Below are 15,477 nucleotides of genomic sequence, written 5' to 3' on the forward strand. Positions count from 1 at the left end.
TTAAATTTATAGTTTGGTATTGCCAAAATACAACAAAATTGCTATTTATAATAGTACTGTTTGGTACTATATTATAAATAGCAATTTTTAGTGTAAAGTATTAATTTTATTGATAAGCGGCAATAATTTCTTCTTTCATATTTGGACGAAAAGTCTTTGTTCGAAGCATTTCTATTTCGAATTTATAAGGAGGATAAGACTTCTTTGAATTTTCGGGATGAGGAATATATGGTGTTTCTAAGATTTTTGGTATTTCAACGAAGTCTTTATGATGTACAATGGATAGTAAAGCATCAAAACCGATTTGACCAAAACCAATGTTTTCATGGCGGTCTTTTTTTGCACCCATTGTATTTTTGCTATCGTTGATATGAAATACAGCAATTTGATCTTTCCCGATAAAATGATCAAATTGTTCCATAACACCATCAAAATCATGAATAATATCATATCCCGCATCATGAACATGACAAGTGTCAAAGCAGACACGAAGACGCTCAGGATGTGTGACACCATCATAAATTCGTGCTAATTCTTCAAAGGTGCATCCAAGTTCAGAACCCTTTCCAGACATGGTCTCTAAGGCAATGAGGCACTCTGAATTATTAGAAAATACTTCATTTAACCCTTTTATTACTTGCTTGATTCCCTTATCAATTCCTTCTCCAACGTGTGAACCAGGGTGTAAGATTAAAAGATTACTTCCAAGAGCAACACTACGTTCCATTTCAAGAATTAGAAAGCGCACTGCTAATTCAAAAATATCTGGCTTCACACTATTTGCCAGATTGATAATATAGGGTGAATGAACAACAAAATCTGTTAGGTCTTGCAATTTCATAAATTTTTTTGCTGCTTCAATATTTAAATCAGAAATCTCTTTTCTTCTGGTATTTTGTGGAGCGCCAGTATATATCATAAAAGTATTTGCATCATAAGAAACTGCTTCTTTTGCAGAAGCAAGAAACATTTCTTTGCCACTCATACTTACGTGTGAACCAATTTTTAACATATGATTTTCCTTTCCTGCATTTATTATTTGTAAGCTCAACATGAAAGTTGACTGTAATGAGTAGATTATACATGTTATTCTTTATAATTACCAGATTTGATTTAATTATAAATTAAAATAAAGCATGTACCAAACGAAGAAGAATTTCCTTTTCTTGCCTTAGTATGTTAAAATAATAAAAGAGTTTTCTTTAAATAAGTAAATGGAGGAATGAAATGAAGAAAGAAAATGTTTTTATAAAGATTTGGAGAGTAATTTATCCTGTAGGAATTTATTTTATCATAAGTAATGTGATTAGTTTCGTCTTTTTGCTGATTACTGCTCTGCTTATGAATATGGATATGATAGTAAGTCAAAATACATTTGATATGGTTGCTTTTCAAGAAGAACTTACGTTGATTTTGTATAAAAATTCCATGATGTTAACTGCTATTGCAGCAGCAATTACCATTCCAATTGCATGGTTGCTGTTTCAAAATGATCGAAAAAAAGAATATATTGAATATGAGAAAATAAGTGTATTGTCATATGGACTTATCGTATTGTCTGCAATAACAGCGTGCGTTGGAGCGAATCAATTGCTTACAATTATAAGGTTGGATGAAATCTTTCCTGGATACAAACAATTTGAGCAAGCGATTTTTGGAGGTAACATTCTAATACAGGTGTTAGCGGCTGTTATTTTAGCTCCAGTCATAGAAGAATTACTATTTCGAGGTTTGGTGTTTAATCGATTGAATCGTTATGCTGGAAAAATACCTGCTATGCTTATCTCAAGTGTGTTTTTTGGGGCCTATCATGGTAATATGGTGCAAGGCGTGTATGCTTTTGTAGTTGGTATGTTATTTGTATTTATTTATGATAGATATAAGAGTATTTTTGCACCTATTTTAGCACACGTGATAGCAAACTTAACTTCAATTCTTTCAAAAGAAATAGGAATTTTTGATGTTTTTTATACAAGTGATATAGCCTTTTATACTAGTACGGTAATCGTAATTGTATTGTGTATTGTGTCTCTTGTTCTAATTCATAAATTAGTTCGTAGACCAGACGTAAAAACTGTGGATCGAATCGTAAATATAAATGATATTAATTAAAAGTTTCAAAGCATGAATCGTTCTGCTTGATATAGAACGAAATCTTTGTGATGAGGTATGCGCTAATGTATACCTCATTGTTTATATAGTAGCAAGGTTCATAAAACCTCTCTGAGCATTTGTCACCAGTTTTAGAGCGTCTGCAAGCAGACGCTCTATTTTTTTGTAGTTAGAACAAAAAAATAGATAGTCGTTTTAGAGTTACTTCATAATATTTGTTTGTTTTAAGGAAAAAATAAAATATATTTATTCCATATAGTCGGACTAATTTATTGAAAATACTATATTATCAAATTATCTGACAATTAACGAAAAAAATTTATTTACAAGTTGAAAAAAATGTAGTATATTAAAACGAACAAAAAATGTAACTAAAATCAGCTGTTTATATTTGGAAGAAGAGATGAGGTATGACAATGGATAATCAAAAAGTATGTCCGAAATGCCAAGATACTGGATTGTATGATTCAAGATTTGAACATGATAATTGTGGTATTGGAGCAGTTGTTAATATTAAAGGACTAAAAACTCATGAAACTGTTGAGAATGCTTTAAAAATTGTAGAGAATTTAGAGCATAGAGCAGGAAAAGACGCAGAAGGTAAAACGGGTGATGGTGTAGGTATCTTATTACAGATATCCCACAAGTTTTTTTCAAAAGCTGTAAAAAATCTTGGAATCACATTAGGTGAGGAAAGAGACTATGGGGTTGGTATGTTTTTCTTCCCACAAGATGAGTTAAAGAGAAACCAGGCTAAGAAAATGTTCGAGATTATTGTAAAAAAAGAAGGACTAGAATTTTTAGGTTGGAGAGAAGTACCAATTCAACAAGAAATATTAGGACATAAGGCACTTGAATGTATGCCTTGTATTATGCAAGGCTTTGTAAAAAGACCAAGAACCATTGCACAAGGACTTGACTTTGATCGTAGACTTTATATTGTGCGACGCATTTTTGAGCAAAGCAATGACAATACATATGTAGTTTCATTATCGAGTCGTACCATCGTATATAAAGGAATGTTTTTAGTTGGACAGCTTCGTTTATTTTTTGAAGATTTGCAAAGCAAAGATTACGAATCGGCAATTGCTACAGTTCATTCCCGTTTTAGTACCAATACGAATCCAAGTTGGGAAAGAGCACATCCGAATCGTTTTATTGTACATAATGGAGAAATCAACACGATTATTGGCAATGTAGATAAGATGACTGCCCGTGAAGAAACAATGGAAACGGGTTACTTAAAAGGTGAATTACACAAAGTACTCCCAGTCATTAATCGTAGTGGATCTGACTCTGCAATGCTTGATAACGCGTTGGAATTTTTAGTAATGAGCGGAATGGAATTACCATTAGCAGTTACGATAACCATTCCTGAACCATGGGCGAATAATAAAAACATGACGCAGAAAAAGAAGGATTTTTATCAGTACTATGCAACGATGATGGAGCCATGGGATGGTCCAGCCTCAATCTTGTTTTCAGACGGAGATATTATGGGAGCCGTTCTTGATCGTAATGGATTAAGACCATCCAGATATTTTATTACAGAGGATGATTATTTGATTCTTTCTTCAGAAGTTGGTGTGTTAGATATAGATCCAACCAAGATTGTTGTAAAGGAAAGACTTCGTCCAGGTAAAATGCTTTTAGTTGATACCATAAAAGGAATTGTAATCGATGATGATGATTTAAAAAATTATTATGCGAGTAAACAGCCTTATGGTGAATGGTTGGATCGTAATTTGATTTCTTTAAAATCATTAAAAATTCCAAATCAGAGAGTTCCAGAATTTACAAAGGAAGAACGTTCTAGATTGCAAAAGGCATTTGGTTATACTTATGAAGAATTTAAAAATTCCATTATGCCAATGGCAAAAAATGCAGGGGAAGCCATTGCAGCTATGGGTATCGATAGCCCAATACCAGTACTATCTACGAAGCATCAACCGCTATTTAACTATTTTAAACAGTTATTTGCGCAGGTTACCAATCCTCCAATCGATGCGATTCGTGAAGAGATTGTAACGTCTACTACCGTTTATGTAGGTGAGGATGGTAACTTACTAGAAGAAAAAGCAACGAATTGTCATGTGCTAGAGGTAAACAATCCAATTCTTACCAATACAGATCTCTTGAAAATTAAAAGTATGAAAGTGGAAGGAATGAAAGTAGAAGTAATTCCGATTACTTATTATAAAAATACAAAGTTGGAAAGAGCAATCGAGCATCTTTTTGTTGAAGTGGATAGAGCACATAGAGAAGGTGCTAACATCTTAATCTTATCAGATCGTGGTGTGGATGAAAATCATGTTGCAATCCCTTCCTTATTGGCGGTTTCAGCACTCCAACAGCATTTAGTAAAGACAAAGAAAAGAACCTCTGTAGCAATGATTTTAGAAAGCGGTGAACCAAGAGAAGTACACCATTTTGCTACTTTACTAGGATATGGTGCATGTGCAATCAATCCATATTTGGCACAAGAAACCATTAAACAAATGATTGAAAATAAAATGCTTGATAAAGATTATTATGCAGCAGTTGATGATTATAATCAGGCGGTATTACATGGAATCATTAAAATTGCTTCTAAAATGGGTATATCAACGATACAATCCTATCAAGGCTCACAGATATTTGAAGCAATCGGTATCAGTAGTGAAGTCGTAGAAAAATATTTTACAGATACAGTAAGCCGTATCGGTGGAATTACGTTACAAGATATTGAACAAGACATTGACGATAGACATTCCAAGGCGTTTGATCCATTAGGTTTGGAAGTTGATTTGACTTTGGATAGTATTGGTTATCATAAGTTAAGAAGTCAAGGTGAAGAACACCAATATAATCCGCAGACGATTCATTATCTGCAAGAGGCTACAAGACGAGGAGATTACAATCTATTTAAAGAATATACAGCAATGATTAATAAAGAGACTCATCCTGCTAACTTAAGAGGACTGATTGATTTTAATTATCCAGAAAGTGGTATTCCAATCGAGGAAGTTGAAAGTGTTGCTTCTATTGTTAAGAGATTTAAAACAGGAGCTATGTCATACGGTTCTATTTCACAGGAGGCACATGAAACATTGGCGATTGCCATGAATAAACTTCAAGGTAAATCAAACAGTGGTGAAGGTGGAGAGAGTCTAGAAAGACTAAGCATTGGAATGGACGGCTTAAACAAATGCTCTGCAATTAAGCAGGTAGCATCAGGACGTTTTGGTGTTACTTCAAAATATTTAGTAAGTGCAAAAGAAATTCAAATTAAAATGGCACAGGGAGCAAAACCAGGAGAAGGTGGACACTTACCGTCTGCTAAGGTGTATCCTTGGGTTGCAAAAACCAGACATTCAACACCTGGTGTAGGCTTAATTTCACCACCGCCTCATCATGATATTTATTCCATCGAGGATTTGGCGCAGTTGATTTATGACTGTAAAAACGCCAATACCGATGCAAGAATATCCGTTAAGTTAGTATCGGAGGCAGGTGTAGGAACCATTGCGGCAGGTGTAGCAAAAGCGGGAGCACAGGTTATTTTAATTTCTGGATATGATGGCGGAACAGGAGCGGCACCTGCAAGTTCTATTCATAATGCAGGACTTCCATGGGAGCTTGGATTGGCAGAAACACATCAGACGTTACTATATAACGGACTTCGTAATAAAGTTACCATTGAAACAGATGGTAAATTAATGAGTGGACGTGACGTTGCCATAGCAGCTTTACTTGGTGCAGAAGAATTTGGATTTGCAACGGCTCCTCTTGTAACAATGGGCTGTGTTATGATGAGGGTTTGTAACTTAGATACGTGCCCAGTCGGCGTAGCAACTCAAAATCCTGAGCTTAGAAAACGTTTTAAAGGAAAGCCAGAATATGTCATTCATTTTATGCAGTTTGTGGCACAGGAATTAAGAGAGTACATGGCAAAGCTTGGCATTCGTACGGTAGATGAATTAGTAGGTAGAACGGATTTACTAAAAGTAAATGATAAAGTAACAAATGAAAGAGCAAGAAAAGTTGATTTATCAAAGATTCTTAACAATCCATTTGCTGAGAAAGGCGAAAAAGTAACCTTTGATCCAAAACAGGTATTTGATTTTGAATTGGAAAAAACATTAGATGAAAAGGTTCTTCTTAAGAAATTAAAACCTGCGTTGGTAAATAAACAAAAAAGAAGCATTGAAATTGATGTTAAAAATACAGATCGTTCTTTTGGAACCATATTTGGTTCAGAGATAACAAAGTTATACCACGATACACTTGAGGATGATACCTATACGATTAAATGTCATGGTGCTGGAGGCCAAAGTTTTGGTGCGTTTATTCCAAACGGACTTACCTTAGAACTAACAGGTGATAGTAATGACTATTTTGGAAAAGGACTATCAGGTGGTAAATTAATTGTATATCCGCCTAGAGGAATCAAATTCAAACCAGATGAAAATATCATTATTGGTAACGTTGCATTATATGGTGCAACCAGTGGCAAAGCGTATATCAATGGTGTTGCAGGAGAACGTTTCTGCGTTCGTAACTCAGGAGCACATGCAGTAGTAGAAGGTGTGGGTGATCATGGTTGCGAGTATATGACAGGAGGACGTGTAGTCGTTCTTGGTAAAACTGGTAAAAACTTTGCAGCTGGTATGAGTGGCGGTATTGCTTATGTATTAGATGAAGACAGTGATTTGTATACTAAGTTAAATAAAGCAATGGTTTCCATTGAGGAAATCACATCAAAATACGATGTGTTAGAATTAAAAGATATGATTAAGGAACATGTTGCTTATACAAATTCTGAAAAAGGAAAGTTAATTCTAGATAATTTTGGAACTTACTTACCAAAGTTTAAGAAAATTATTCCACATGATTACAATCGTATGTTGATGACGATTGTTCAGATGGAAGAAAAAGGCCTTAGCAGTGAACAAGCACAAATTGAAGCTTTTTATGCAAATACTAGGAAGTAGGAGGAGAGAACAATGGGAAAGCCAACAGGATTTATGGACTATAAAAGAGAAACAAGCGAAACAGTAAAGCCTAAGGTAAGAATTAAGAATTTTAACGAATTCCATATTCCTCTATCCAAGGAAAAACAAAGACTTCAAGGTGCTAGATGTATGGAGTGTGGTGTTCCGTTTTGCCAGTCAGGAATCAACTTAATGGGTATGACAACAGGATGTCCAATCAATAATTTAATACCAGAATGGAATGATTTGGTTTATACGGATAATTTGAATCAAGCATACAATCGTTTAGCAAAAACAAATAATTTTCCAGAATTTACAGCTAGAGTTTGCCCTGCTCCTTGTGAAGCGGCATGTACTTGTGGGTTGAATGCAGATTCTGTTTCAATCAAAGAAAATGAGTATTTAATTATTGAAAATGCATATCAAGAAGGATATGTAAAAGCAAATCCTCCAAAAGTAAGAACAGGGAAAAAAGTTGCAGTAATTGGTTCAGGGCCTGCAGGTCTTGCGGCGGCTGATCAATTAAACAAACGAGGTCATCTGGTTACTGTATTTGAACGAAGTGACCGCATCGGTGGACTCCTCATGTATGGAATTCCGAATATGAAATTGGAAAAACATATTATAGAGCGTAAAATTTCCATTATGGAAGAAGAAGGTATCGAATTTGTTACCAATGCTGATGTAGGTGGAAATTATAAGGCAAATAAGATATTAAAAGACTTTGACCGTGTTGTATTGGCTTGTGGGGCTTCTAATCCTAGAGATATTTTAGTGCCTGGTCGTGATGCAAAAGGTATTTATTTTGCAGTAGATTTCTTAAAGGCTACGACAAAAAGCTTATTGGATTCTGATTTGACGGATGGAAATTATATATCAGCCAAAGATAAAAAGGTACTCGTAATTGGTGGTGGAGATACTGGAAATGATTGTGTAGGTACTTCTATACGTCATGGAGCGGCAAATGTGATTCAGCTTGAAATGATGCCAAAATTACCAGATACCAGGGCAGAAGACAATCCTTGGCCACAGTGGCCAAAAGTTTGTAAAACAGACTATGGTCAGGAAGAAGCAATTGCAGTATTTGGAAAAGATCCAAGAGTCTATCAAACAACAGTAAAAGAGTTCGTTGCAAATAAAGAAGGTAATGTATGCCAAGCAAAGATTGTTACCCTTGATTGGCAAAAAGATGCATCAACTGGTCGAATGAATATGGTTGAGGTAGAAGGAAGTGAACAGACAATAGACGTTGATTTGGTACTAATTGCAGCAGGATTTCTTGGGTGTCAAGATTATGTAACAAAAGCGTTCGGAGTTGAACTAAACGAAAGAAGTAATGTAGCGACGCAAGCGGGTAAATACAAAACAAACGTGGAGAATGTGTTCACCGCTGGAGATATGCATAGAGGACAGTCCTTGGTTGTATGGGCAATCAGAGAAGGAAGAGAAGTTGCACGTGAAGTTGATTGTGATTTAATGGGATATACGAATTTGTAAAAGATAAGAAGGCTCCTATCAGAAGTGTTGATAGGAGCTTTCTTATAGTAAAAATTAGGTAACTTACCTAACATATCTTGTAACTTAGTGATTCGATTCTTGTAATATAAGTTTACTACATATATAATGTAAAAGAATTTGATAAGGAAACAAAGGAGGTATAGAGGTGGAGCATGTGGCAGATACCATAATTGAGGTAAAACATATATCGAAGCATTTTAGTGAGGTTAAGGCAGTTGATGATATCAGTTTTTCGGTACAAAAAGGTGAGCTATTTGGGTTTTTAGGGGTAAATGGAGCTGGAAAATCGACTACAATTAATATGTTATGTACCTTGTTTGCACCTACTGCAGGAGGAGCAAACATTTGCGGATATACGTTAGGAAAAGAAAATGATAAGATAAGAAAGAGTATTGGTGTTGTTTATCAAAATAATTGTCTGGATGGTGAACTTACGGTAAAAGAAAATTTATTAGTAAGGGGTTCGTTATATGAAAATAATTATAAGAAACTAAAGGACAATCTGTTGAGGGTTAGCTCATTTTTATCGTTAGATGAGATACTAAACCGCCCGTTTGCTAAATTGTCAGGGGGACAAAAACGTAGATGCGAAATTGCAAGAGCGTTAATGCATGAACCTGAAATATTATTTTTGGATGAGCCAACAACAGGGCTTGATCCTGCTACCAGAAAAAACGTATGGAAAATCATTGAGAAGTTAAGAAGTGAGAAAAATATGACCGTGTTTTTAACGACTCATTATATGGAAGAAGCGGCAAAAGCAAACCATATTGCAATCATTGATGAAGGTAAGATAAAGCAATACGGAACACCGTTTTCCTTAAAAGAGCAGTTTGTAAAGGATCATTTAAGATTATTTACAAAACAAAAAGAAGAATTAGAAAAAGAACTACATAAAAATAATCAACACTATGTGGTAAAAGAGGAATGGATTGATATTTTTCTTTCAAATACAATGGATTCACTTCCTATTATAAATAAAGTAAGACCATTAATTGATGGTTTTGAAGTAATTCAAGGGTCGATGGATGATGTATTCTTAAATGTGACTGGAAAAAACCATACGAATAGGGAAGAAAAATAAGGGGGGGAATTGAATGATTGGTTTGTATTATATCATAAAGAGAAATATTTTAATTTATATAAGAGATAAAACATCAGTATTTTTTTCTTTGCTATCAATGCTAATTGTCATCGGACTTATGGTCTTATTCTTAGGAAATATGAATCGTGATGAGGTAGTTTACATCTTAGAAAAATATGGCGGTCAAAGAGATAAGGCTCTTGATTTAGCGAATGCAACAAACTTAATTCAGGTATGGACCATCGCAGGATTGCTTGTGGTAAATTCACTTACGGTTAGTCTTACGATGATTGGAATGATTGTAGAAGATGAAGCGAAAAACCGAATCGAGAGCTTTTATGTGGCGCCAATCAAACGAAGTAGATTAGCACTAGGCTATGTGAGTGCATCGATTATAATGGCGAGTCTAATTTGTATGATTACGTTAGCAATTAGCCAAGCGTATTTATTTTTAACAGATTCAACTGTATTTACGGTACAACAAGTAGTACAATTACTGGTTCTAATTATCGTCAATGTATTTGTATACTCCAGCTTGTTATTCCTAATTGCTATATTTGTACATAGTGTAAGTGCATGGTCAACATTGGGAAGTTTAATTGGGACTTTGGTAGGATTTGTAGGGGCAATCTACTTGCCGATGGGAATGTTACCAGAATCGGTACAAAACGTGTTAAAGTGCTTACCGATTCTACATGGAATCTCTCTAACGAGACAAATAAGTACCCAAATAGCGCTAGAAAATACCTTCCTTGGATTACCAGAGGAAGTGAGTAAAGAGTATCAAAGGTATATGGGAATCACTGTAGAGGTAAAGGATCGAATTATATCAAGTGGCTCTCAATTTGTCTTTTTAATTGTATGTAGTGTTTTGGCACTCATTGTAGCGAGTATTTTATTAAAGAGAAGGGAAATAAAGAATCGTTAAACTTGTAAGCAAAAAAGCACATTTATGAAAGGGCGTTAGAAAGGAAGAAGAGGGTGAAGATAATTATTGAAGAGAGAGAACCAGATGAAGAAGACACGATTCTCATTCGATGTAAAGAATTAGACGAATCTCTTTTGAAGCTAATCTATCAGTTAAAGACTGATAAAAAGAAAATTGTAGGTACTCAAAATGGAGAAATAACTATGATTGAACTAAATCATGTCTATTATTTTGAAGCGGTTGATAACAGAGTCTATTGTTACTGTGAAAAAGAAGTTTATGAAACAAAGCTTCGCCTATATGAAATAGAAAAAGAATATGGTGAAACAGATTTTTTTCGTGCATCTAAGTCTAGTATAATTAATTTATCAAAGGTAAAAAGTATCAATCCGATTTTTAACGGACGCTTTGAAGCTGTTTTGAAAAATAAGGAGCGGGTTATTATTTCCAGACAATATGTAGCGGATCTAAAGCAACGCTTTGGAATATAAGATAGAAAGGAGTGTTGTGTTTGGGAAAGATAAAATCAATAATAAACACGTTTTCTTATATTACTACTTGTGTAATAATTGGAACGGCAATTTATATAAAGGTATTTTGGCAAAATACCCAACTCACGGTGGATATTCTGTGGCAAATTTTATCGGTATCTTTGTTGTGTAGTTTAGGAAACGTTCTTTATTTTGATAATCATAAAGAGTTGGATGAGAAAAGTTTAAAGAAACGATTTTTGATTCGAATCATCGTACATTATTTGTATATCAATTGTATTGTAATTGGATTTGGATTGATTTATGAATGGTTTTATTTAGATCGAATCGATATGATGGTTTCCATTTTTATTATGATACTTTTTATTTTTATTCTTATTTGGTTTACCAATTTTTTACGTGATAAAGAACTTGCAGAACAGCTTAATGAAAAGTTGAAAGAATATTATAAAAAAGAATAGAACGATAAAAGGATAGGGAATCTTGTTACCCTATCCTTTGAACTATAAAAGTATTATTTATTTTTTCGATATTGAATTGGCGTCAAACCTATCTGTGTTTTAAATACGCGGATAAAATGTTCTGGGTTTTCATATCCTACCATATTCGAAATATCCTCTACCAACATATTGCTAGTTTTTAAAATATGACATGCTTTATTGAGACGGCATTCTTTCACTAAATTACCAAAGGTATTGCCTAACTTTTCCTTAATGTATTTTGATAAATAAGGTTCTGTTAAATGAAAGTGCTCTGCCATTGACGTCAATGTGATATCGTTGTAATGTTCTTTGATGTATGCATGCATTTCTTTTGCACGTTCATCTTGTAATCCATTATTCCCGTTTAATTCTCCAAGTCTGTTAATTGCAGTAATCAAAGCTTGAATTGAAGCTTTAATTATATCATCATCAATTCCAACACCCCAATATGTCTTATTATTTTCAACAATACCAACATATGCAATAGCCTTGGAGGAAGAACCACGCGTCAAAGAATGCTCGGAGTAATCAACTAAATCATATTCAAAACCAAAATACTCTTTTAAGGCATTGCTTACAGCATCCAAACGCCCATTTCCCATTCCATTTATGATAACTTTTTTACCTTTATGAAATACAGTAAGCTCGGTTTGAATACCATTTTTTTGCTTAAAGTGACATTCATCAACTGCAAAGGTAGAAGGTACGTCAACGTATTCTTCTTTAAAGATTTCATAAATCCACTGAGGAGTCAATTCTTTGTGTTCACGATCTGAAACACTCTTTGCCAAGTAACTTACTTCTTCCTTCATTTTATCTGGCATAATAATACCAAAATTATTCTTAAGAATATAGCCCACTCCCCCCTTGCCAGACTGGCTGTTAAAGCGTATAACATCCGAATCATAGGCGCGACCAATATCTTTAGGATCAATTGGAAGATATGGAACGTTCCAGATATTATTTTCTTTTGCTTCGTGGCAAGCCATACCTTTTGCAATGGCATCCTGATGAGATCCTGAAAATGCAGTAAATACTAATTCGCCCGAGTAAGGCTGTCTTTCATAAACATGCATACGAGTCAAACGTTCATAGACTTCTGCAATCTCAGGTAAATTACTAAAATCAAGATTAGGATCAACTCCATGTGAAAACATGTTCATAGCAACTGTAATAACATCAAGATTGCCTGTTCTTTCACCATTTCCAAATAATGTTCCCTCCAAACGATCTGCACCTGCAAGCAAACCAAATTCAGCGTCACTGATACCGCAGCCTCTGTCATTGTGAGGATGAAGAGATAAAATTACATTTTCTCTATAGTCTAGATTCTTATGTATGAATTCTACTTGACTGGCAAATACATGAGGCATAGCATTTTCAACTGTTGTTGGAATGTTAATAATTGCCTTATTATTACTGGTTGGTTTCCATACATTTAAAACAGCGTTACACACCTCAAGGGCATAATCGACTTCTGCACCCGGAAAACTTTCAGGGCTGTATTCGAATTGGAAATTACCTTCTGTTTCCATGGCAAGTTTTTTTAATAATTTTGCACCTTGAATGGCAATTTCTTTTACTTCTTCCTTAGATTTTTTAAATACTTGTTCCCTTTGAGCAACGGATACAGAATTATATACGTGCACAATTGCATTTGGCGCTCCTTTTAAAGCCTCAAAGGTTTTCTTGATAATATGTTCTCTTGCTTGTGTTAATACTTGAATTGTAACATCAGATGGAATCATATTTCGATCAATTAATGCTCTGACGAATTCAAATTCTGTTTCAGAGGCAGCAGGAAATCCAACTTCAATTTCTTTGAAGCCAATTTTAACTAGTAATTGAAAAAATTCCAACTTTTCCTCAAGACTCATTGGTTCGATTAAGGCTTGATTGCCATCACGAAGGTCGACGCTACACCATATTGGGGCTTTATCAATTGCGTCTTTTTTTACCCAGTCATAAGTCACATTAGTAGGCATAAAATACATCTTTTCATACTTTGTAAAATTTTTCATTCTTTCTTCCTCTTTTCTATAAAATTAAGTGGACAAGTCCGCGTTTACTATTAATAAAAAAGTCCTTCATCTCAAACTGATTACTCAGTATAGAGACGAAGGACTATATAATCGACTTCGCGGTACCACTCTAATTCACGGCTATTTCATGAATCCTTCACGATTAGCACATGCACTCTATCGATACAGCCAATTGGCTTATATCGACTCCCTTTAACGCAAGGATTACGTCTAACACTACTTTTACAACTAATAATTGTAAGTTCGAATAGCAGTTCCAAGGCTAGTTCCTTATATTCTGTCTGTTACTTCACACCAACCAGTAACTCTCTGAAAGCCAGGCAATAAGTAATACTCCTTTTCATAACCTTTGATGATTTAAGTTTTACATTGAAATAATAATATCATAGGCGAAACAATACTTCTAGTACTAAATTTAATCAATTTGATTGATAAAATTTAATATAAGCATCCTATTATTATTAATTTCTTTTGTAGAACTACAATATTGATTATAATGAAACGTATCAGATTAAAATTTTTTGTATTTTTTGTAGTAATAGTAAAACAAATAACGTTATTATTAATATAACAATAATTTTTGGGATATGAGTGGAGGAAAAAAGATGTTGATATATCTTTCGATGATAGAAACAGAGGAAGAAAAGCATAAGTTTGTACAAGTGTATGAAACGTATCAATATTTTATGTGGTATGTTGCAAATGAAATTTTACACGACAAATATCTGGCAGAGGATGCAGTTCAGGAAGCATTCTTGGCGCTTACCAGACATTTGGATAAAGTAGAGGAGGTTAAGAGTACGAAAACAAAGAATTTTATCGCCACAATTGTAAAAAGTAAATCAATTGATATGATTCGAAAGAAAAAAAATGAAATAGAAGAATACGAAGAAGAAATAGTAGGAGAAAGTAAAGAAAATATTTTAGAAGAATACATACAAAAAGAAGAACACAACAAGATTGTGAATGCCATTCATCAAATGGAGGAGTTATACCGTGTTGTATTCGAATATAAATATCTTCATGAGCTATCAGATAAAGAGATTGCAGAAATTTTGGAGGTGACTCCTAAAGTTGTCAATGTAAGATTGTTTCGAGGCAAAAAGAAGTTAAAAGAGTTACTTATGAAGGAGGATAATAAATATGCAAAGCAGTAATGAAAAGTTACGTAAAGCATTAGAGGATAGTTTAGAAAAAGATTTATCCTTCGTTCCAGATGATAAAGAAATAAAAAAAATCTATACTCCCTCTCCTAAATTCGAAGAACAAATGCGAAAGCTAATCAAACGTATTAGGATGAAAGAAAAATTCCAGATTATTGTTATGAATAAAAAGAAACTTTCTTACGTTGCTGTAGCGGCTATTCTAATTCTTGGAATACGTCTTAGTATGCCATTGATAACAGTTGAGGAAAAAGGAAATGAAATGGCAACTCGGCCAGAGAGTGCACTTGAATCAAACGACCAATACGAAGCAAAAAATAATGAGAAGTCTGATACTACAACCGAACAATCCATAACAAGTTCTGGAATGGAAAATGACTTTGAATGGAGCATCAAATCAACGAGTGATGATACTGTAATTCTTATTCTTGCAAATCCTTCAGCAGATGAGTGGCACTATACGAGTATAACACGTATAGAAAAAATAGATCAGGACAAAGTAAGCGTGGTTTATACGAGCGATAACTTGCAAGAAGAGACACTTGCTTCTGCTTCAAATATAGAAGAAACATTGAATCGCTTTGATTACAGTATGGATGTAAGTGGTAGATATATCTTATACCGAAATATAAATGAAAACCAAATAACATTAGAATTAGAAATTCCATAAAGGAGGATATGAGT

The 15,477-nt window shown here is 34.2% G+C and carries 11 protein-coding genes and 1 other annotated feature; of the genes, 9 read left to right on the forward strand and 2 right to left on the reverse strand.

Annotated elements, in window-relative coordinates:
* Positions 1-106: 106 nt before the first annotated feature.
* Positions 107-1,012: a deoxyribonuclease IV gene (locus F7O84_RS01640; RefSeq protein WP_151141119.1), complete on the reverse strand. Its 906-nt coding sequence runs from the start codon at positions 1,010-1,012 to the stop codon at positions 107-109.
* Positions 1,013-1,227: 215 nt separating this feature from the next.
* On the opposite strand from F7O84_RS01640, the gene F7O84_RS01645 reads away from it, so the two are divergent.
* The 7 genes from F7O84_RS01645 (at position 1,228) to F7O84_RS01675 (ending at position 11,567) form a co-directional block, all read left to right on the forward strand.
* A complete protein-coding gene (locus tag F7O84_RS01645) occupies positions 1,228-2,112 on the forward strand; it encodes a CPBP family intramembrane glutamic endopeptidase (protein WP_151141121.1) in 885 nt (294 codons plus the stop codon).
* Positions 2,113-2,528: 416 nt separating this feature from the next.
* On the forward strand, positions 2,529-7,085 hold the full coding sequence (gene gltB / locus F7O84_RS01650; protein ID WP_151141123.1) for a glutamate synthase large subunit: 4,557 nt from the start codon (positions 2,529-2,531) through the stop codon (positions 7,083-7,085).
* A 12-nt stretch (positions 7,086-7,097) separates the two neighbouring features.
* Complete coding sequence (locus F7O84_RS01655) at positions 7,098-8,582, forward strand: glutamate synthase subunit beta (RefSeq protein WP_151141125.1); 1,485 nt, start codon at positions 7,098-7,100, stop codon at positions 8,580-8,582.
* Between the two features lie 166 nt (positions 8,583-8,748).
* Entirely contained in the window at positions 8,749-9,687 is a 939-nt protein-coding gene (locus tag F7O84_RS01660) for an ABC transporter ATP-binding protein (protein WP_243140782.1), read from the forward strand.
* A gap of 13 nt (positions 9,688-9,700) precedes the next feature.
* Positions 9,701-10,615 (forward strand): ABC transporter permease, encoded by a 915-nt coding sequence (locus F7O84_RS01665; protein ID WP_151141127.1) that lies wholly within the window; start codon positions 9,701-9,703, stop codon positions 10,613-10,615.
* A 53-nt stretch (positions 10,616-10,668) separates the two neighbouring features.
* On the forward strand, positions 10,669-11,106 hold the full coding sequence (locus F7O84_RS01670; RefSeq protein WP_151141129.1) for a LytTR family DNA-binding domain-containing protein: 438 nt from the start codon (positions 10,669-10,671) through the stop codon (positions 11,104-11,106).
* A 20-nt stretch (positions 11,107-11,126) separates the two neighbouring features.
* Entirely contained in the window at positions 11,127-11,567 is a 441-nt protein-coding gene (locus F7O84_RS01675) for a DUF3021 family protein (protein WP_192451627.1), read from the forward strand.
* A 53-nt stretch (positions 11,568-11,620) separates the two neighbouring features.
* On the opposite strand, the gene F7O84_RS01680 is transcribed toward F7O84_RS01675, so the two are convergent.
* Positions 11,621-13,609 carry a 2-isopropylmalate synthase gene (locus tag F7O84_RS01680; RefSeq protein ID WP_151141133.1) on the reverse strand — a complete coding sequence of 663 codons (1,989 nt, stop codon included), beginning with the start codon at positions 13,607-13,609 and terminating at the stop codon, positions 11,621-11,623.
* An 88-nt stretch (positions 13,610-13,697) separates the two neighbouring features.
* Positions 13,698-13,983 (reverse strand) — a binding site (T-box leader).
* Between the two features lie 252 nt (positions 13,984-14,235).
* Between F7O84_RS01680 and F7O84_RS01685 the strand changes: the two genes are divergently transcribed.
* Together F7O84_RS01685 and F7O84_RS01690 are read left to right on the forward strand one after the other, a co-directional pair.
* On the forward strand, positions 14,236-14,787 hold the full coding sequence (locus F7O84_RS01685; protein ID WP_192451628.1) for an RNA polymerase sigma factor: 552 nt from the start codon (positions 14,236-14,238) through the stop codon (positions 14,785-14,787).
* The gene (locus tag F7O84_RS01690) at positions 14,774-15,463 is read left to right on the forward strand and encodes a hypothetical protein (protein WP_151141137.1); all 690 of its coding nucleotides are present in this window, start codon (positions 14,774-14,776) and stop codon (positions 15,461-15,463) included. Before F7O84_RS01685 ends, F7O84_RS01690 begins: the two co-directional genes overlap by 14 nt.
* Positions 15,464-15,477 lie beyond the last annotated feature (14 nt).

Origin of the sequence: Candidatus Galacturonatibacter soehngenii (genome assembly GCF_008830185.1) — a bacterium.
In the GTDB taxonomy this organism is placed as follows: Bacteria; Bacillota; Clostridia; order Lachnospirales; family Lachnospiraceae; genus Lachnotalea; species Lachnotalea soehngenii.